At 61.7% G+C, this 16904-nt stretch carries 19 protein-coding genes; 7 read left to right on the top strand and 12 right to left on the bottom strand.

Annotated features, from left to right (window positions below; genetic code table 11):
* Positions 1 to 76 precede the first annotated feature (76 nt).
* From AC4CWH_RS17335 to AC4CWH_RS17325, 3 genes are all read right to left on the bottom strand, one after another.
* On the bottom strand, positions 77 to 415 hold the full coding sequence (locus tag AC4CWH_RS17335; protein ID WP_491319687.1) for an RNA-binding S4 domain-containing protein: 339 nt from the start codon (positions 413 to 415) through the stop codon (positions 77 to 79).
* Positions 416 to 417: 2 nt separating this feature from the next.
* Entirely contained in the window at positions 418 to 3621 is a 3204-nt protein-coding gene (locus tag AC4CWH_RS17330; protein WP_491321460.1) for a helicase-related protein, read from the bottom strand.
* Positions 3622 to 3848: 227 nt separating this feature from the next.
* Positions 3849 to 4040 carry a hypothetical protein gene (locus AC4CWH_RS17325; protein ID WP_491319686.1) on the bottom strand — a complete coding sequence of 64 codons (192 nt, stop codon included), beginning with the start codon at positions 4038 to 4040 and terminating at the stop codon, positions 3849 to 3851.
* Here AC4CWH_RS17325 and AC4CWH_RS17320 point away from each other — a divergent pair.
* From AC4CWH_RS17320 to AC4CWH_RS17310, 3 genes are all read left to right on the top strand, one after another.
* Positions 4039 to 4245, top strand: coding sequence for a hypothetical protein (locus AC4CWH_RS17320; RefSeq protein ID WP_491283300.1), 207 nt, complete (start codon positions 4039 to 4041; stop codon positions 4243 to 4245). The two genes, AC4CWH_RS17325 and AC4CWH_RS17320, sit on opposite strands and share 2 nt — an antisense overlap.
* A gap of 166 nt (positions 4246 to 4411) precedes the next feature.
* Positions 4412 to 4567 (top strand): DUF3309 family protein, encoded by a 156-nt coding sequence (locus AC4CWH_RS17315; RefSeq protein WP_491283299.1) that lies wholly within the window; start codon positions 4412 to 4414, stop codon positions 4565 to 4567.
* 42 nt (positions 4568 to 4609) lie between these two features.
* Complete coding sequence (locus AC4CWH_RS17310) at positions 4610 to 4864, top strand: YMGG-like glycine zipper-containing protein (protein ID WP_491283298.1); 255 nt, start codon at positions 4610 to 4612, stop codon at positions 4862 to 4864.
* Between the two features lie 121 nt (positions 4865 to 4985).
* Here the strand turns inward: AC4CWH_RS17310 and phbB are convergent, their stop codons facing one another.
* Positions 4986 to 5711 (bottom strand): acetoacetyl-CoA reductase, encoded by a 726-nt coding sequence (gene phbB / locus AC4CWH_RS17305; RefSeq protein ID WP_491319685.1) that lies wholly within the window; start codon positions 5709 to 5711, stop codon positions 4986 to 4988.
* A gap of 61 nt (positions 5712 to 5772) precedes the next feature.
* Positions 5773 to 6954 (bottom strand): acetyl-CoA C-acetyltransferase, encoded by a 1182-nt coding sequence (locus AC4CWH_RS17300; protein ID WP_491283296.1) that lies wholly within the window; start codon positions 6952 to 6954, stop codon positions 5773 to 5775.
* A gap of 238 nt (positions 6955 to 7192) precedes the next feature.
* On the opposite strand from AC4CWH_RS17300, the gene phaR reads away from it, so the two are divergent.
* On the top strand, positions 7193 to 7783 hold the full coding sequence (gene phaR, locus AC4CWH_RS17295; protein ID WP_491283295.1) for a polyhydroxyalkanoate synthesis repressor PhaR: 591 nt from the start codon (positions 7193 to 7195) through the stop codon (positions 7781 to 7783).
* A gap of 130 nt (positions 7784 to 7913) precedes the next feature.
* Here phaR and rpmF read toward each other — a convergent pair whose 3' ends face one another.
* The 3 genes from rpmF to mtgA form a co-directional block, all read right to left on the bottom strand.
* A complete protein-coding gene (rpmF, locus tag AC4CWH_RS17290) occupies positions 7914 to 8099 on the bottom strand; it encodes a 50S ribosomal protein L32 (RefSeq protein WP_137129286.1) in 186 nt (61 codons plus the stop codon).
* Between the two features lie 254 nt (positions 8100 to 8353).
* Positions 8354 to 9001, bottom strand: a complete 648-nt coding sequence (locus AC4CWH_RS17285) for a glutathione S-transferase family protein (RefSeq protein WP_491319684.1) — start codon at positions 8999 to 9001, stop codon at positions 8354 to 8356.
* A gap of 74 nt (positions 9002 to 9075) precedes the next feature.
* A complete protein-coding gene (gene mtgA, locus AC4CWH_RS17280; protein ID WP_491321459.1) occupies positions 9076 to 9732 on the bottom strand; it encodes a monofunctional biosynthetic peptidoglycan transglycosylase in 657 nt (218 codons plus the stop codon).
* Positions 9733 to 9962: 230 nt separating this feature from the next.
* On the opposite strand from mtgA, the gene AC4CWH_RS17275 reads away from it, so the two are divergent.
* Both AC4CWH_RS17275 and AC4CWH_RS17270 read left to right on the top strand, forming a co-directional pair.
* Entirely contained in the window at positions 9963 to 10874 is a 912-nt protein-coding gene (locus AC4CWH_RS17275) for a polyprenyl synthetase family protein (protein ID WP_491321458.1), read from the top strand.
* A gap of 245 nt (positions 10875 to 11119) precedes the next feature.
* On the top strand, positions 11120 to 11764 hold the full coding sequence (locus AC4CWH_RS17270; protein WP_491319683.1) for a LysE family translocator: 645 nt from the start codon (positions 11120 to 11122) through the stop codon (positions 11762 to 11764).
* A gap of 58 nt (positions 11765 to 11822) precedes the next feature.
* Here the strand turns inward: AC4CWH_RS17270 and AC4CWH_RS17265 are convergent, their stop codons facing one another.
* The 4 genes from AC4CWH_RS17265 to AC4CWH_RS17250 all read right to left on the bottom strand — a co-directional run bounded on the left by AC4CWH_RS17265 (position 11823) and on the right by AC4CWH_RS17250 (position 15890).
* The gene (locus AC4CWH_RS17265; protein WP_491283292.1) at positions 11823 to 12488 is read right to left on the bottom strand and encodes a YiaD family glycine zipper/OmpA-like lipoprotein; all 666 of its coding nucleotides are present in this window, start codon (positions 12486 to 12488) and stop codon (positions 11823 to 11825) included.
* A gap of 82 nt (positions 12489 to 12570) precedes the next feature.
* A complete protein-coding gene (gene ispG / locus AC4CWH_RS17260; RefSeq protein ID WP_491319682.1) occupies positions 12571 to 13815 on the bottom strand; it encodes a flavodoxin-dependent (E)-4-hydroxy-3-methylbut-2-enyl-diphosphate synthase in 1245 nt (414 codons plus the stop codon).
* A gap of 73 nt (positions 13816 to 13888) precedes the next feature.
* Positions 13889 to 15088, bottom strand: a complete 1200-nt coding sequence (locus AC4CWH_RS17255) for an MFS transporter (RefSeq protein WP_491319681.1) — start codon at positions 15086 to 15088, stop codon at positions 13889 to 13891.
* A 13-nt stretch (positions 15089 to 15101) separates the two neighbouring features.
* On the bottom strand, positions 15102 to 15890 hold the full coding sequence (locus AC4CWH_RS17250) for a DeoR/GlpR family DNA-binding transcription regulator (protein ID WP_491319680.1): 789 nt from the start codon (positions 15888 to 15890) through the stop codon (positions 15102 to 15104).
* 214 nt (positions 15891 to 16104) lie between these two features.
* On the opposite strand from AC4CWH_RS17250, the gene AC4CWH_RS17245 reads away from it, so the two are divergent.
* Positions 16105 to 16878, top strand: coding sequence for an amino acid ABC transporter substrate-binding protein (locus AC4CWH_RS17245; RefSeq protein ID WP_491319679.1), 774 nt, complete (start codon positions 16105 to 16107; stop codon positions 16876 to 16878).
* Positions 16879 to 16904: the final 26 nt, after the last annotated feature.

The raw sequence follows: 16904 nt of genomic DNA, 5'->3' as shown, positions 1-16904 counted from the left end.
GCATCGCTCAGGCATCCGAGACCAGATAGGACAGAGCCGCAGAAAATGGCAGGGCAAGACCCAGGCGCTTGCTGCCTCACCTCCCGCCGGGCGGCTTTCGAAGCGCCCGCTCAAATGCGGTGAGCGGCGCCTGTGGCGGCGTGATGTCCTCGTAAAGCAGACGGGCGGCACTGGCAGGTCCGCGACGCTCTGCAAAATCGCGCACGATCAGCACCACGTCACCCCGCTCCAGACGGATCTCGATGCGGTCTCCGGCCTTCACCGGCCGTCCCGGCTGGGTAACGGCATGGCCGTTGACCCCGACCAGCCCCGCCTCGACAAGATCCTGCGCAAGGCTGCGGGATTTCGTCAGTCGTGCGAAAAAAAGCCACTTGTCGATGCGCTGACGCTGCTCTTCAAGTGGCTTTTCCGGCATGGCTACTTCTTCATCTGCTCCTTGAGAGCAGCAAGCTTGGCGAAGGGCGAATCCGGATCGATCGGTTTCTCCTTGCGCGGTGGCTTCGCCTCAAACCGGGCGGGCTGCGCCGATTTGCCGCGGTCATTGCGATCACCCCGGTCCTGACGGTCGGGACGGTCGCCGCGCGGCGGACGATCCCCACCCTTGCCGTCCGGACGGCGGTCGCCACGGTTTGCGCCACCCCGGTTCGGCTGCGCACCGTCGCGGTTCGGCTGTGCGCCCTGTTCCGGACGCTCGCCGCCGCCACGACGGTTGTCGCGACGACCTTCGCCGGTGCGTGCTTCACCCGTGCGTGCTTCACCGGCATTGGCATTGTTGCGATTGCCCTGGCGGCGATCACCCTGCGGACGGCCGGTGCGCTGGTTTTCGCTGCGGCCACCACCGGGACGCCACAGAAGAACAGGCTTTGCCTCTTCAACGGCCGCAGGTTCACCGGCAGTCTCGGCTGCGGTCTCCACCGCTGCGGCAGGCGCCTCATCGGCGGTTGCGGTCACGGTTTCGTCAGCGGATGCGGTCTCTTCTGCGGAAGCAGCTTCGGCAACAGCGGGTGTTTCAGCCGGGTCGGCAGCGACGCTCTCCCCGGATGCCTCGGCAGGTGCTGCAGCCTCTTCCGTTGAGGCATCGGCGTCGTCGCCTTCGGAGGCTCCGTCAGCGCCGGTCTGTTCGGCGCCAGCCTGTTCAGGGGCAGCGGACGTCGCCGGCTGCCGGCTTGCCAGATAGGCCTGCGCCTCTTCCGGCTTCACGGCATCGGCGCGGTAGCCGAGGCCCTTCAGGATTTCTTCCATATCATCAGGCGTTGCGCCGAGAATGGAGAGCATGGCGGTTGTCGTGGTGAAACGGCGGCCGTCATAAGCGCCTTCGGGACGCGCGGTCGAACCCGGCTTCCACTGCAGGAGCGGACGGATGAGATCGGCGAGGCGCTCGAGAATATCGACGCGCACGGCGCGCTTGCCGAGGAAGCGGAAGCCGGCCAGCTTGTAGAAATTGCGCTCGAAGGTCGGATCGGTAACGACAGACGTGCGGCCGGCGGCCAGCGCCGGAATGAGGTCACCATAACCGGGCTTGTCGAGGCCATCGTTCTTCAACGCCCAGAGGAGCGTGATCAGTTCGGCCGGCGCCGGCTTCAGAAGTGCCGGCATGAAGATGTGATAGGCGCCGAAGCGGATGCCGTAACGGCGCATCGAAGCGCGCGCATCCTGATCGAGCGTCTTGACGTCGTCTGCCACATCACGACGGAACAATACGCCGAGGTTTTCGACCAGCTGGAAAGCAAGGCCCTTGGCAAGCCCCTGCAGGTCTTCGGCCCGCGACAGATCGTCGAGCGGCTTCAGCACCGTTGCAATATGATGATTGACGTAGCGTTCCAGGCGCGCGGCCACATGGTCACGTGCATTGCCGGTCAACTGTTCATCGGCAAGCATAATGAGGCGCGGATGCATGATGTGATCGGCCGCGGCGAGACGAGCGACGGGGTCACCCAGCCAACGCACCGTACCATCGGACCCGACGACGAGGTCGCTGTTGCCGCAGGCATAAAGACGCGCAGCGCGCGCCTCGAATTCCAGCGCCAGCGCCTTCTGCGCTGCCCCCTGCACCGCCTTCGCATCCGGACCTTCGGTCCCGGAGACGGGCGTAAACCGGAAACCGGCTAATTGACCGACGTGGTGTCCCTCAACGAAGACATCCCCATTCACACTGATTTCAGCTTCCAGCATCGCATTCTCTCTCAGGCGCTTCATGAGCACAGATGTCCTGCGATCAACAAAGCGTTTCGTCAACCTTTCATGTAGCGCGTCCGACAACCTGTCCTCGATTTCTCGCGTCTTTTCTTGCCAGTGTGTCGGATGCGCCAGCCAACCCGGACGGTTGGATACATAGGTCCAAGTTCTGATCTGGGCGATACGCGCAGAAAGCGTATCGATTTCCCCATCGGTCCGATCGGCGCGTTGCACCTGCTCGGCCATAAAATCTTCGTTTACCGTGCCATGGCGCACCAGATCTGAAAACAGCGTGGAGATCAGATCGGCATGCTGAGCCGGTGTAATGCGGCGATAATCGGGAAGCGCGCAGGCCTCCCACAGTTTTTCCACTCGCTCAGGCGTTGTAGCAGCATCCCGGATTTCCGGGTAGCGGGCAAGATAATCCAGCGCCTGACTATCGGTTGCCGGCAGTGCGCGGGTCAGCCCCGCAATGACCGGCGCTATATCGAGACTCGCGCGCAAGTCGCGCAGCGAGGAAAAATCCAGCTGCTTGGAGCGCCACTGCAGCACCTTTACCTGGTCGAAGTGATGGCCCTCGATGCGCTCCACCAGTTCGTCGTCGAACGGTTGCACCTGGCCCGTCACGCCAAACGTGCCATCCTTCAGGTGACGGCCGGCGCGGCCGGCGATCTGGCCCATCTCTCCGGCATTCAGATTGCGGAATTGATAACCGTCGAACTTGCGATCCTGCGCAAAGGCAACGTGATCGACATCGAGGTTGAGGCCCATGCCGATGGCATCGGTCGCGACCAGATATTCCACATCGCCGGCCTGATAGAGGCCAACCTGCGCATTGCGGGTGCGGGGGCTAAGCGCGCCCAGCACAACGGCTGCACCACCACGCTGACGCCGGATCAGTTCCGCGATCGCATAAACCTCGTCTGCCGAAAAGGCGACGATAGCCGTGCGCTGCGGCAGGCGGGTGATCTTCTTCTGGCCGGCATAAAACAATGTCGACAGGCGCGGACGCTCGACAACCGTGATGCCGGGCAGCAGCTTTTCGAGGATGGGGCGCATCGTGCCGGCGCCAAGAAGCAGCGTTTCCTCGCGGCCACGCAAATGCAGAATGCGGTCGGTGAAAATATGTCCGCGTTCCAGATCGCCAGCCAGTTGCACCTCGTCGATTGCGACAAAGGCGGCCTTCGTCTCGCGCGGCATGGCTTCCACGGTGCAGACGGAAAAGCGGGCATTGGGAGGAGAGATCTTTTCCTCGCCGGTGACGAGGGCCACATGTTTTGCACCGACCTTTTCCACCACGCGCGTATAGACCTCGCGCGCCAGAAGGCGAAGCGGCAGGCCGATCACACCGGAACCATGCGCCACCATCCGCTCGATGGCGTAATGGGTCTTGCCGGTATTGGTCGGGCCGAGGACCGCGGTAACACCGCGACCGCTCAAGATCATGGGCTGGGAATTCAAAGCATTATCCGCGCATCGTGTCCGGATGCAGCTCGGCGGAGCGCATCCAGCGAACACATGGCGATCCCACGCGGATAAGGCAAGCCACAAGACGCCGCACTCTTCGTTTTGGGTCGAAATTCTTGGCGAAACGCCAATTTGTGCGCCATGACGTTGTTCAGGGCAGGAACACGCTGCGAACGAATCGGCGACGAATCGCGACTGGCGCCGATTCATCCTTTGTTCGTCTGGATGACATTGCGAACCCCAGGATTGAGTGGCCGCCTGTCGCTTTGCTTGACAGCGGCCCATATCGGACGGATGGTCGAGCGCTGGCATTCGCTTGAGGCTGAAGCCAGCGCCAAAAAGTTCGCCGCGTGCTGCAAGTCCTGCCATTTTGCGAGGACCAGACGGAGTTTCGCCATGATGGCCGTCCTTAGACTTCTCCTCACCGTGATTGGTGTTCTCGCGATCCTCATGGGGGTCCTGTGGATGGCGCAGGGGACAGGCCTCTTCCCCTATCCGGCTGAAAGCTTCATGATCAACCAGACACCCTGGATCCTGCGTGGTGGCCTGCTGGCCGTTGCGGGCCTCGTCCTTGTCTGGGCTGCGCGCCGTTTCATCCGCTAACATTCCGGGCCATGCGCCTGTCGCCGTAGCATGCGGCAGTTTTCCCCTTTCGGATCGGGGATCGGGATTTCTGTTTGTCCGATCGCTTTGCAGCGCATGGAACAAAAAATGAAGATCCGCGTTTTCGTCGCACAATCAAATGCTTTTGTGCATCGGAGACCACCACATGCTCGGGACAATCCTGCTCGTTATCCTCGTCCTTCTTCTTCTCGGCGCGCTTCCCAACTGGGGCTACAGCCGGAGCTGGGGCTATGGGCCATCCGGCGGTCTTGGCCTCGTCGTGGTGATTTTGCTCATCCTGCTCCTGATGGGCAGAATCTAAGTTTCAAGAACCGTCGAACCGAATAAGGGAAGGAACCACACCATGAAGAAGATTTTGGCCGTCGCAGCCGTTATGGGCATGCTCGCATCCTGCACATCGACCGAGAGAGGCACAGCCATTGGCGCCGGCTCCGGTGCCGTCATCGGCGGCCTCGTTACCAATAGCTGGGGTGGTGCAGCCGTGGGTGCCGTCGGCGGCGGCCTTGTGGGCGCTGCCATCGGCGAATCGCAGAAGCGCCAGGGTTACTGCGTCTATCGCGACCGCTATGGCCGCAACTACGAAGCCCGCTGCCGCTAAAGGCTGCCAATCCATCATATGCAAAACCGGCGCGGAGATCCGCGCCGGTTTTGTTTTGTCTGTCGTTTTGCCTCCGTGGAGCCAGTCCCCCACGCAAACCAGTCCGCCATGCAAAAACGTGTCAGGCGAGATATTGCCCACCATTGGCGCTGAGCGTTGCCCCGGTGATGAAACCGGCATCGTCGGACGCGAGGAACACCACGCAACGCGCAATTTCCTCCGGCTGGCCCAGCCGTCCGACCGGGATCTGCGGCAGGATGCGCTCATTCATCACACGCTCGGGAACAGCCAGAACCATCTCTGTGCCGATATAACCCGGGCAGATGGCGTTGACGGTGACGTTCTTGGCGGCCCCCTCCTGCGCCAGCGCTTTGGTAAAGCCGATATCGCCAGCCTTGGCCGCCGAATAATTGGCCTGCCCCATCTGGCCCTTCTGGCCGTTGATCGAGGAGATGTTGATGACGCGACCAAAACCACGGTCGCGCATGCCGCTCCACACCGGATGCGTCATGTTGAAGAGGCCGGTGAGGTTGGTGTTGATCACCTCGCTCCACTGGCCGGGCGTCATCTTGTGGAACATGGCATCGCGCGTAATGCCGGCATTGTTGACCAGCACGTCGATAGGGCCAAGCGACGCCTCGACCTGCGCAATCCCCTCGGCGCAGGCCTCGTAGGATGAAACATCCCATTTGAAAACGGGAATGCCCGTCTCCGCCTCGAAGGCTTTGGCACGTTCGTCATTGCCGGCATAATTTGCGGCAACCGCATAACCTGCAGCCTTCAGGGCCGCGGCGATGGCCGCGCCGATACCACGCGTGCCACCGGACACCAATGCGACTCTCGTCATGCAAATTCCCCCCTCATTAAAAATATCCGGCCCTTCTTCGTGGTCGGAATGACCAGACCCGTCACATGGCTTCGACGCACATCGCAACGCCCATGCCGCCGCCGATGCAGAGCGTGGCGAGACCCTTCTTTGCGCCGCGACGCTTCATCTCGAACACCAGCGTGTTCAGAACGCGTGCGCCGGAGGCGCCGATCGGATGACCGATCGCGATGGCGCCGCCATTCACGTTGACGATCGACGGGTCCCAGCCCATGTCCTTGTTGACGGCGCAGGCCTGCGCGGCAAAGGCCTCGTTTGCTTCAACCAGATCCAGATCACCAACTGACCAGCCGGCTTTTTCCAGCGCCTTGCGCGAGGCCGGGATCGGGCCGGTGCCCATGATCTGCGGATCGACGCCCGCCGTTGCCCAGGAGACGATGCGCACCAGCGGCGTGATGCCGCGACGAGACGCTTCGGCCTCCGTCATCAGAACGGTTGCAGCCGCACCGTCGTTGATGCCGGATGCATTGCCGGCCGTCACGGTGCCTTCCTTGTCGAAGGCGGGGCGCAGTTTGGTCATGCTTTCGAGCGTGGCGCCGGCACGGATATATTCGTCGGCATCGACGGTTACATCGCCCTTGCGACCCTTGATGATGAAGGGAATGATCTCATCGGCAAAACGGCCGGCCTTCTGCGCGGCTTCCGCCTTGTTTTGCGAGGCAACGGCAAACTGGTCCTGCTCGTCGCGCGTCAACTGCCACTGGCGGGCGACGTTTTCGGCAGTCGTTCCCATGTGATAGCCGTAGAAGGCGTCCGTGAGGCCATCCTTGATCATGGTGTCGATCATCTTCATGTCGCCCATCTTGGTGCCGCCGCGCAGATGCGCGCAATGCGGTGCCATGGACATGGATTCCTGACCGCCGGCGACGATGATCTTGGCATCACCCAGCGCGATCTGCTGCATGCCGATGGCAACCGCACGCAGACCCGAGCCGCAAAGCTGGTTGATGCCCCAGGCTGTGGTTTCCTGCGGCGTGCCGGCTTTCATGGCAGCCTGACGGGCCGGGTTCTGCCCTTCGCCGGCCGGCAGGACCTGGCCGAGGATCACCTCGTCCACTTCCTTCGCATCGACGCCTGCCCGTTCCAGCGCGCCCTTGATCGCGGCAGCGCCGAGTTCATGGGCGGCCACATTGGCAAAGGCGCCGTTGAACGAGCCAACGGCCGTTCGAGCGGCGGATGCAATCACGATCGACGGCTGGCTCATGCGGGTGTCTCCTCGATTTCCCTTGTTGTTGGCCTGAGACTGGCAAAGCTTCCCGCATAAGTCAAAGGGTGGACATCATCAATTTGATGCGCTTTGTTAAGTAGTCGCCAAAAATTCTGCAACGCGGGGTTGGCTGCCGCATCGCACAATTCGATTGTCAGTCGGCTTTGTTTGAGCGTAAGGTTGGCCTGGGAGAGAAACACCGACAAAACTATATTGACGGGTTCAGGAGGCAATGATGGCGAAGACTGATGGTGAAATTGTCATAAAAAAATATGCCAATAGACGCCTCTACAACACGGGCACCAGCACCTATGTGACGCTGGAAGACCTGGCGACCATGGTGAAGAAGGGCGAGGATTTTCAGGTACAGGACGCCAAGAGCGGCGACGACATCACGCATTCCGTGCTGACCCAGATCATCTTCGAGCAGGAATCCAAGACGGGCAATACGCTGCTGCCGATCTCCTTCCTGCGCCAGCTGATTTCCTATTACGGCGACCAGATGCAGATGGTGGTGCCGACCTTCCTCGAGCATTCGATGAAGAACTTTGCCGACCAGCAGGCACAGATGCGCGAGCAAATGACACGCGCCTTCGGCGAAACGCCGATCACCAAGAACCTGCAGATGCCGATCCAGATGATGGAAGAACAGGTGCGGCGCAACACCGACCTGTTCCGCCAGGCCATGCAGATGTTTTCGCCCTTCGGCGCGCAGGGTGCGACCGCCGAACGCGAGCCGAAAAAGGCGCCTGACGCCAAGGATCTCGATGAGCTGAAGGATCAGTTGCGGACCCTGCAGACGCGCCTGGACAGCATGGGATCCTGAGCCGCTAGACGACAGAAGGGCTGCGGGAAACCGCGGCCCTTTTGCATTCAGGGGATATTATCGGCCAATTTTCGGCAACAAAAAAGGCCGGCGAAAACCGGCCTTCCTGCAGCAAAATCTCAAGAAGAGATTATGCGCTTTCCTTCGGCGTCAGAACCTGGCGACCACGGTACATGCCCGTCTTCAGGTCGATGTGGTGCGGACGACGCAGTTCGCCGGAGTTCTTGTCTTCGACGTAGGTGGGGGTCTGGAGCGCGTCAGCGGAGCGGCGCATACCGCGCTTCGACGGGCTCGTTTTTCTCTTCGGTACAGCCATTTTCGTTACTCCAAATTGTCAGGCAAAACATGCTCGGCGGCCCGAAGGAGGCCGAACTCCACATGTCTTGATCTCGGAAATTTGCCGGGCTTATACATGGCAATCCCCACCTTGACCAGTCCCTGCGGGCAAAATTTGCGAAGAAGCTTGACGCCGCGCCGGATGATCGCCAGCAGCACGGCTGATACCACAGGCAATACGCCCGAGTCCCGCTCAATCGGCACCGGCGAAACGGCACGTGATACTGAGATAGATCAGGCCTCGTCTGCCGGAACGATCCAGGTTTCGGCAAGGGCTGCCTGCTGCCACTCGATCCACGCCGGATGCGCCTTCATCGCCGCCATATAGGCTTGCGTGTCCGCGTCCACCGCAATGTCATAGACATCCAGCCGGTTGATGACGGGCGCAAACATGGCGTCGGCGGCAGAAAACGCGCCGAACAGGAAGGGGCCGCCGGAGCGCGTGCGCAGGGTCTTCCAGATCTCGGTGATGCGCGCCACATCATCCGCCACACCCTCTGGCAGCGCGATGGCCCGCTTCGGGCGGCGGATATTCATCGGGCAGGCACCGCGTAGCGCCCGGAAGCCCGACAGCATTTCCATCGAGATCGACCGCGCCACGGCCCGGTCGGCGGGATCCTGTGGCCAGAGGCCGGCATCAGGATAAAGCTCGGCGACATATTCGATGATGGCAAGCGATTCCCAGACATGCAGATCGCCGTGCTTCAGCACAGGCACCTTGCCGGTCGGCGAAAACTTTCGAAACTCCGGATTGCCGCCATGATCGTCGAAGGGGATCAGCACTTCTTCGAAAGCGACGCCTGCGGCTTTCAGAGCAATCCACGGCCGGAACGACCAGGAGGAATAATTCTTGTTGGCGATATAGAGAACCAGTCCGTCCATGTGCAGCCTCCGCCTGTTATCTTGCCGCCAGCATAGGAGCCGCAACGGTCAGCGGCCAACGACATTTGCTGCTGTCAGTCATAAAGACATTTGATGTATCCGCCGGAGGCGCGTGCCCGCCGCTCCACCACGGAAGCAAGCCGCTGCATGCCGCGCCCGGGCTTGGAAGCCACCCGCGTGATGGGATTGGGCAGGGCAACGGCCAGAAGGCTGGCCTGCCGCTGGCTGAGCCTTGACGCTGAAACACCGAAATGATGGCGGGCTGCGGCCTCGATGCCGTAGATGCCCGGCCCCCATTCGGCGACGTTCAGATAGATTTCCATCATCCGCCGTTTCGACCAGACGAGATCCGACCACATGGCCAGCGGCACTTCCAGCACCTTGCGGATGACATTGCGGCCATTCCACAGGAAGAGGTTCTTGGCGGCCTGCATGGGAATGGTGCTGGCACCGCGGGTTGCCTCGCCATCCAGCGCATCCTGCACCACGCCGCGCATCTGCACCCAATCGACGCCGTCATGCGCGCAGAACTGACCGTCCTCCGACATCATCACCGATTGCACCAGCACGGGCGCGATCTCATCGAACGCCACCCAGCGGCGGTCATAACCCTGAAACGTGACCAGGTCGGCGACCATCAGCGTGGACACGGGGTGGATGAAGGGAAGGGCATAAAAGACGACCAGCGCGTAGGGAAGGACCAGCAGAGCACCCAGCGCCACCAAAACCATCTTCGCCCGCTCGAGGGTCACAAGGCCGCGGCCCGATTTCGGCAAAGGCTGCTCCTCTTCGGACTGCCGCTCGGGTGTGAGGTCCAAATCTGCCACTCGTTTTCGTCTCTCCAGGCCGTACATAGCGGCTGGCGGCGGCAAAGGCCAGTTGCAAGCCGCCAATCCCGAGCGGTTTTCACCAAAACTCCGTTGCCAGCCGTCTCCGGTCATGCCAATGAACCGCCATGACGATGCTCGATCCCGCCGCCTTCGACACCTATCTGCGCCAGCGCGCCGCCGAGACGGAACGCCTGTTGTCCGACCTTCTGGGTGCAGACATCAGGATGGACGAGATCGCCCGCCCGCATAATCTCGTTTCCGCCATGCGCCACGGCACGCTGAACGGCGGCAAGCGGTTGCGTCCCTTCCTGATTTCGGAAACAACGGCGCTGTTTTCCGGCAATGCCGAAGCCGCCGCCCGCGTCGGCGCTGCTCTCGAATGCCTGCACAGCTATTCGCTGATCCACGACGACCTGCCGGCGATGGACGATGACGACCTGCGCCGGGGCCAGCCGACCGTTCACAAGGCCTTTACCGAGGCCACCGCCATTCTCGCCGGCGACAGCCTGCTGACCTATGCCTTCGATCTCATTGCTGCGCCCGAGACCGACCTTCCCGACGACCGCAAGGTGCAGCTTGTGCTGGCGCTGTCACGCGCTGCCGGCATTGGCGGCATGGCCGGTGGACAGGCACTGGATCTGGAGGCTGAAACCACCGTTCCGGACGAAGACGGCATCGTGATGCTGCAGGCGATGAAGACGGGTGCGCTCTTACGCTTTGCCTGCGAGGCAGGGCCTGTGATTGCTGGCGCCGGATCGGAAGATCGCCAGCGCCTGCGCCGTTTTGGCGAAGTGATCGGCCTTGCCTTCCAGCTGGCCGATGACGTGCTGGATGTGACATCGGACGCAACGACCATGGGCAAGGCCACCGGCAAGGATGCCGGGCGCGGCAAGGCGACGCTTGTGGCCCGCCACGGCATCGCCTGGGCCGAACAGCGGCTGGATGCGCTGGTGGAAGAGGCCGTCGGGCTTCTCGCTCCCTATGGCGAAAAGGCCGGCATCCTCAGTGCCACCGCACGTTTTGTCGCAGACCGGCAGAACTGACCGACCCGTCTCATCACCATTTCTGATGGTTTCCCATCGAAACTTGTCACATGACCCGGCGCCACGCCGGGTCTAAAAGTCTGTTCAAGAATTCCTCCTGGCGCGGCGAAAATGGTGATTTCGAGAACCGGAGCGGAGCGTACTTAACGTACGTGAGCACCGGACAAGCAGAAATTGCCATTTGCAGCCCGCCTGGGGGAATTATAGGACAGACTGTAAGACGGTGTCCTCAACCGGGAGGCTTTATGTCGGATCTCATGCTGAACCTGCCGCAGGTGATTGCGGCCTATATGCTCTATCTGGTGGCCGTGATCAGCCCCGGTCCGGCAATCCTTGCCATCATCTCGACATCGCTCAACCATGGCCGCAAATCCGGGATGACGATTGCGCTTGGTATTTTCGCCGGCTCCTTCACCTGGGCCATGGCGGCAGCGCTTGGCCTCTCCGCCCTTCTGTCCAAATATGGCGAGGCACTACAGGTCCTGAAGGTGCTGGGCGGCTGTTACCTTCTCTATCTCGCCTACAAGGCCGCCAGAGGCGCGCTGCGCCGCGATGCGCCACAGGCCGATGTCCATGCAGCCGATGCCCCGGCAAGCGTGCTGCGAACCTTTCTCACCGGCTATGCCATCCACCTCACCAACCCGAAGGCCATCTTTGCCTGGGTGGCGATCATTTCGCTCGGCCTGCCGCCGTCGGCTTCGACCAGTGCCGTGGCCATCATCGTCGGTGGCTGCCTGACGACCGGCTTCATCGTTTTCATGGCCTATGCCATGCTGTTTTCGACAGCACGCGCTGCCCGCCTCTATCGTCAGGCCCGCCGCAGCATCGAAGGGGTGATGGCGCTGCTCTTCGGCGCCGCCGGCATCAAGATGTTGGCCAGCGGTCTTTGAATGCAAAAAGGGCGCCGCTTGTGCGACGCCCTTTGAAATTTCATCCGACTTGAAGAAATCACCCTTGCGTGATCGGGGCGATCTGGATTTCGACGCGGCGGTTCTGCGCGCGTCCATCCGGCGTGGCATTGGAAGCAACCGGCTGCGAAGGGCCAAAGCCCATGGTGGAGATGCGGCGCTGATCGACGCCACGGCCGCCGATATAATTGGCAACGGAGGCAGCGCGGCGTTCCGACAGCTGCTGGTTATGCGCAAGGCTGCCGGTCGAATCCGTGTGGCCGTTGATATCGATGAAGGTGCGGTTGAACTTGTTGAGAACGATCGCCACCGAATCAAGCGTCGGATAGAAGCCCGGCAGCACCTGATCCTGATCGGTCGGGAAGGTGATATTGGAAGGCATGTTCAAAATGATGCGGTCGCCGTTGCGGGTGACCGAAATGCCGGTGCCCTGCAGCTGGGCGCGCAGTTCCGATTCCTGCTGGTCCATGTAATTGCCGATGGCGCCACCGGCGAGAGCACCGACGCCGGCGCCGATCAGCGCGGCATTGCGGCGACCGACGGGCGAACCGCCGACTGCAAGACCGGCCAGCGCGCCAAGGCCGGCCCCGATGGCCGCGCCACCCGCCGTATTGGAAACCTTCTGCTGACCGGTATAGGGATCGGTGGTCGTGCAGGCCGAAAGATATGTCGCGCAGAGCGCGACAAGTGCAAGCTTCTTCATCATGGAATCAAACCCCGTCTCGTCTCACTCGTCATTTACCCTGAATTACGGCAATAACGAGGACGGGAACAGACGGCAAGCGCTGCTATTCGGCAGCGGTTTTCTGGCCGAAGCGTTTTTCGATATAGTCGGCCACGAGTGCCTCGAAATCGGCGGCAATATTGGGGCCACGCAGCGTCAGCGCCTTCTGGCCGTCGATGAAGACGGGAGCGGCCGGCGTCTCACCGGTGCCGGGCAGCGAAATGCCGATATCGGCATGTTTGCTTTCGCCGGGACCGTTGACGATGCAGCCCATGACGGCAACATTCAGCGCCTCGACACCCGGATACTTTTCACGCCAGACCGGCATGTTCTTGCGGATGTCAGCCTGGATGTTCTGCGCCAGTTCCTGGAACACGGTGGACGTGGTGCGCCCACAGCCCGGACAGGCCGCAACGACCGGAACGAACTGGCGAAAGCCCATGACCTGCAACAGTTCCTGCGCCACCTGCACCTCACGGGTGCGGTCACCGTTCGGCTCCGGCGTCAGCGAGACGCGGATCGTGTCGCCGATGCCGTGCTGGAGCACATAACCCATGGCCGCCGACGAGGCGACGATGCCCTTGGAGCCCATGCCGGCTTCGGTGAGGCCGAGATGCAGCGCATGGTCGGAGCGTTCCGACAGCATGGAATAAACGGCGATCAGGTCCTGCACCTGGCTGACCTTGGCCGAGAGAATGATGCGGTTGCGCGGCAGGCCGATGTTTTCGGCCAGTTCAGCCGAAATCAGCGCCGACTGGACGATCGCCTCATGCATCACCTGCCGCGCCGACAGAGGCGAGCCTGCCGCTGCATTGCGGTCCATCAGGGTCGTCAGCAGGTCCTGGTCGAGCGAGCCCCAGTTGACGCCGATACGCACCGGCTTGTCATAACGGATCGCCATTTCGACGATATCGGCGAACTGCTTGTCCTTCTTGTCCTTGAAGCCGACATTGCCAGGGTTGATGCGATATTTCGCCAGCGCTTCTGCGCAATCCGGATGATCGGCGAGCAGCCGGTGGCCGATATAATGGAAATCGCCGACCAGCGGCACATCCAGCCCAAGCCGCAGCAGGCGGTCGCGGATCTTTGGCACGGCGGCCGCACTTTCGTCGCGGTCGACGGTGATGCGCACGATCTCGGAGCCGGCCTTGTAGAGGGCGGCGACCTGGGCAACGGTCGCATCGATATCGGCCGTATCGGTATTGGTCATCGACTGGACGACGACTGGCGCGCCACCGCCGACAATCACACCGCCGACATCGACGGCAACCGAGGCACGACGCGGTTTCGGATCATAATCGGCAGGCATCGCGGTCTCACATCTCTGGAGGAATGGCTTTCAGGTGGCGCAAGCAACAGGGCTTGTCAACACCCAAGCACCATCACTTTTCAGCCGCAGCCCCTGCCGGCCTGTCCGCATGGCGGGCCAGATGCGATAGCGCCAGCACCACCAGATGCAGAAGCGGCAGGCCGGCGAAGATGGCGGCAAGCCCGACATGCTCGGCAATGAAGCCGATCAGTGACGGCGCCACCAGAATTCCGGAATAGCCCATGGTGGTGACGACGGAGAGACCGATGCCCTGCGCCATGCCCGGCAGGTTGCCGGCCGCCGAAAAGGCAATCGGCACCATGTTGGAAATGCCGATGCCGGCAATGGCAAAGCCGATGATGACCACGGTGGCGTTTCCGGCAAAGCCTGCCGTCAGCAGGCCGATGATGGAGGCCAGCGTGCAAAAGCGCAGCGTGCGCACAGCACCGAACCGATCCCGCACCAGATCGCCGCCAAAACGCATGATCGCCATGGTGAGAGAAAACGCGCCAAACGCAAGGCCCGACAGCTCTACCGAAGCTCCCTGCTCGTTGCGCAGGTAAAGTGCGCCCCAATCCAGAATGGCCCCTTCCGGGATCATCGAAAACAGCGCGATGAGGCCGATCAGCCAGGGAAGCGCCGAGTGCGGCAGGCGCACCCGCTCGCCCACCTCTTCCGGATGCGGCTTGTCTGCGAGAAGAAGCGGCCAGGCGGCAAACACCAAAAGAGCGGCAATGACCGTAACCAGGCCCGCATGGCCGAGAACACCGAGCCAGGCCATGACAAGGCCGCCGCTTGCCGAGCCGAAGAGGCCACCCAGGCTCCAGAAGGCATGGCAGGAGGACATGATGGAGCGGCGCATGTTCTTTTCCACGGCGACCGCATTGGCGTTCATCGCCACATCCATCGCGCCGATCAGGCCGCCAAACAGGAATATGGCGATGGCGCCGGTCCACATGCTTCCGACAAGGCTTAGGAAAATCAACGTCGGCAGAACGAGGACGGCGGTGATGCGGGTAACCCGAGCCGAACCGAACCGGGCGATCTGCATGCCCGCCACCGGCATCATCACGATGGAGCCTATGCCGAAGACGAGGATCATCAGGCCAAGCGTGCTTTCGCTGAGCGACAGGCGAGAAGCAAATTCCGGAATTTTGGGCGCCCAGGCGCCGACCAGAAAACCGTTCATCAGGAACATCAGCGCAATGGCTGCCCGTTCGCGCGTGATGGCAGGGCTGCGGCGATGGGTGCCGGCGCCAAGGGTATCGTTCATGTCAAAGCTCTCCTCAAGCGGCTGACGCCGCTCCTCTCCCGGCCACGATAATCTCGCAGCCCTCTTCCCGTATGATCTGAAGCCTGACCGGATCGGCATCCTCTTCCACGACCAAACAGTGATATTGCGCAGCGCTTGCCACCGCATAGGGTGCAGACATGCTAAATTTCTCGGTGGTCGCGGCCACCAGAACCCGGCTGCTGCGTGTGATGGCGAACTGCTTGAGGGCGGCGTCCTCGTAACCGAAGGCGGAAAGGCCACCCTCTCCATCGATCCCGCAGGTGCCGATGAGGCAAAGATCAAACCGCATGCCGGACAGGACCTCGATGGCTCTTGCACCGACAGCGCCACCGGCGACGCGATCCATGAGCCCCCCGATCAGAATGGTGTCCACCTCAGGCTTTTCGGCAAGCGCCATGGCAATCGCCGGGGCATTGGTCACGGCCGTCAGCGCCAGATCATCCGGCAGCGCTTCGGCAATCGCCAGATGCGTGCTGCCGGCATCAAAGAACACGACGGAGCGGGGCACAATCTGCCGGATGGCGACCTCCGCCAAGGCCCGCTTGCGCTCCATGGCAACACTCATGCGTTGCCGAAGGCTGGTATTGGCAAGCCCCACCGGCAGCGCGCCGCCATAAACCCGCTCGCACAATCCGGCAGCCGCCATCTCGCGGAGGTCCCGGCGGATCGTGTCTTCCGACACGGAAAATTCGAGCGCCAAGGATGCCGCAAGCACACGACCGTCCTGCGCCAGACGCTGGCGAATGCGGCTCTGTCTTTCCGGTAACATCAACTCGGTCATGGCATCCGTCAATCATGCACAATTACGCTAAAACGTGCATAACCCGGCAAATGACCCTTGCGCAAGAGCCCATGTTTGGCGAGATCGACGAGAAATGCCCACCTGCGGAAAGATTTTCGCCTTTTTCGGCTTTCCACGCAGTTTTCTCTCCTGCCCTTCCGCCCCATTTCTGCGATGGATCCCTCAACAACAAAAAACGCCAAGGAAACACCCGATGTCGCTGTTCAAATCTCTCGCCGCCGCCGCTCTTATTAAGGCAGCCCTCGTTCTGCCGGCCCTTGCGGGCGAAAATCTCACCGCCATCACCTCTGCCGGCACGATCAAGATCGGCACGGAGGGCACCTATGCGCCCTTCACCTTCCATGACCCCTCGGGCAAGCTCGTCGGCTTCGACGTGGAAATCGGCGAGGCCGTTGCCAAGAAGCTGGGCGTCAAGCCGCAGTTCATCGAAGGCAAGTGGGACGGCCTGATCGCCGGCCTCGATGCCAAGCGTTACGACGTGGTGATCAACCAGGTCGGCATTACCGAAGCGCGCAAGCAGAAATATGATTTCTCCGATCCCTACATCGCCTCCAAGGCCGTTCTGATCGTGCGCGACGGCAATGACGAGATCAAATCCTTCGAGGACCTGAAGGGCAAGAAGGCCGCCCAGTCTCTGTCGAGCAATTTTGGCAAGATCGCCCAGAGCGCCGGCGCAGAACTTGTCGGCACCGACGGTTTTGACCAGTCGATCCAGCTGGTGCTGACGCGCCGGGCTGATGCCACCGTCAACGACAGCCTCTCCTTCCTGGACTTCAAGAAGCAGAAGCCGGATGCGCCGGTGAAGGTGGTTGCCGAACAGGCCAACGCTGATTTCTCCGGCATCATCATCCGCAAGGGCGAGCCGGAACTGGTGGCGGCCATCAACAAGGCGCTCTCCGACATCAAGGCTGACGGCACCTACAAGACGATTGCCGACAAGTATTTCGGCCAGGACGTCTCGAAATAACCATCCGCTTCGTTCCCACCGGGAAC

The sequence above is a fragment of the Neorhizobium sp. PAMB6716 genome (assembly GCF_058242805.1).
Note: the sequence above shows the minus strand (reverse complement) of the source record. Positions and strands in the feature narration are given on the sequence as shown.

Bases quoted from the DNA above. Each gene is read 5' to 3' on its own strand.
- AC4CWH_RS17335 (WP_491319687.1), bottom strand. From the start codon at position 415: ATGCCGGAAAAGCCACTTGAAGAGCAGCGTCAGCGCATCGACAAGTGG.
- AC4CWH_RS17330 (WP_491321460.1), bottom strand. From the start codon at position 3,621: ATGATCTTGAGCGGTCGCGGTGTTACCGCGGTCCTCGGCCCGACCAAT.
- AC4CWH_RS17320 (WP_491283300.1), top strand. From the start codon at position 4,039: ATGATGGCCGTCCTTAGACTTCTCCTCACCGTGATTGGTGTTCTCGCG.
- AC4CWH_RS17325 (WP_491319686.1), bottom strand. From the start codon at position 4,040: ATGGCGAAACTCCGTCTGGTCCTCGCAAAATGGCAGGACTTGCAGCAC.
- AC4CWH_RS17315 (WP_491283299.1), top strand. From the start codon at position 4,412: ATGCTCGGGACAATCCTGCTCGTTATCCTCGTCCTTCTTCTTCTCGGC.
- AC4CWH_RS17310 (WP_491283298.1), top strand. From the start codon at position 4,610: ATGAAGAAGATTTTGGCCGTCGCAGCCGTTATGGGCATGCTCGCATCC.
- phbB (WP_491319685.1), bottom strand. From the start codon at position 5,711: ATGACGAGAGTCGCATTGGTGTCCGGTGGCACGCGTGGTATCGGCGCG.
- AC4CWH_RS17300 (WP_491283296.1), bottom strand. From the start codon at position 6,954: ATGAGCCAGCCGTCGATCGTGATTGCATCCGCCGCTCGAACGGCCGTT.
- phaR (WP_491283295.1), top strand. From the start codon at position 7,193: ATGGCGAAGACTGATGGTGAAATTGTCATAAAAAAATATGCCAATAGA.
- rpmF (WP_137129286.1), bottom strand. From the start codon at position 8,099: ATGGCTGTACCGAAGAGAAAAACGAGCCCGTCGAAGCGCGGTATGCGC.
- AC4CWH_RS17285 (WP_491319684.1), bottom strand. From the start codon at position 9,001: ATGGACGGACTGGTTCTCTATATCGCCAACAAGAATTATTCCTCCTGG.
- mtgA (WP_491321459.1), bottom strand. From the start codon at position 9,732: ATGGTTTTGGTGGCGCTGGGTGCTCTGCTGGTCCTTCCCTACGCGCTG.
- AC4CWH_RS17275 (WP_491321458.1), top strand. From the start codon at position 9,963: ATGCTCGATCCCGCCGCCTTCGACACCTATCTGCGCCAGCGCGCCGCC.
- AC4CWH_RS17270 (WP_491319683.1), top strand. From the start codon at position 11,120: ATGTCGGATCTCATGCTGAACCTGCCGCAGGTGATTGCGGCCTATATG.
- AC4CWH_RS17265 (WP_491283292.1), bottom strand. From the start codon at position 12,488: ATGATGAAGAAGCTTGCACTTGTCGCGCTCTGCGCGACATATCTTTCG.
- ispG (WP_491319682.1), bottom strand. From the start codon at position 13,815: ATGCCTGCCGATTATGATCCGAAACCGCGTCGTGCCTCGGTTGCCGTC.
- AC4CWH_RS17255 (WP_491319681.1), bottom strand. From the start codon at position 15,088: ATGAACGATACCCTTGGCGCCGGCACCCATCGCCGCAGCCCTGCCATC.
- AC4CWH_RS17250 (WP_491319680.1), bottom strand. From the start codon at position 15,890: ATGACCGAGTTGATGTTACCGGAAAGACAGAGCCGCATTCGCCAGCGT.
- AC4CWH_RS17245 (WP_491319679.1), top strand. From the start codon at position 16,105: ATGTCGCTGTTCAAATCTCTCGCCGCCGCCGCTCTTATTAAGGCAGCC.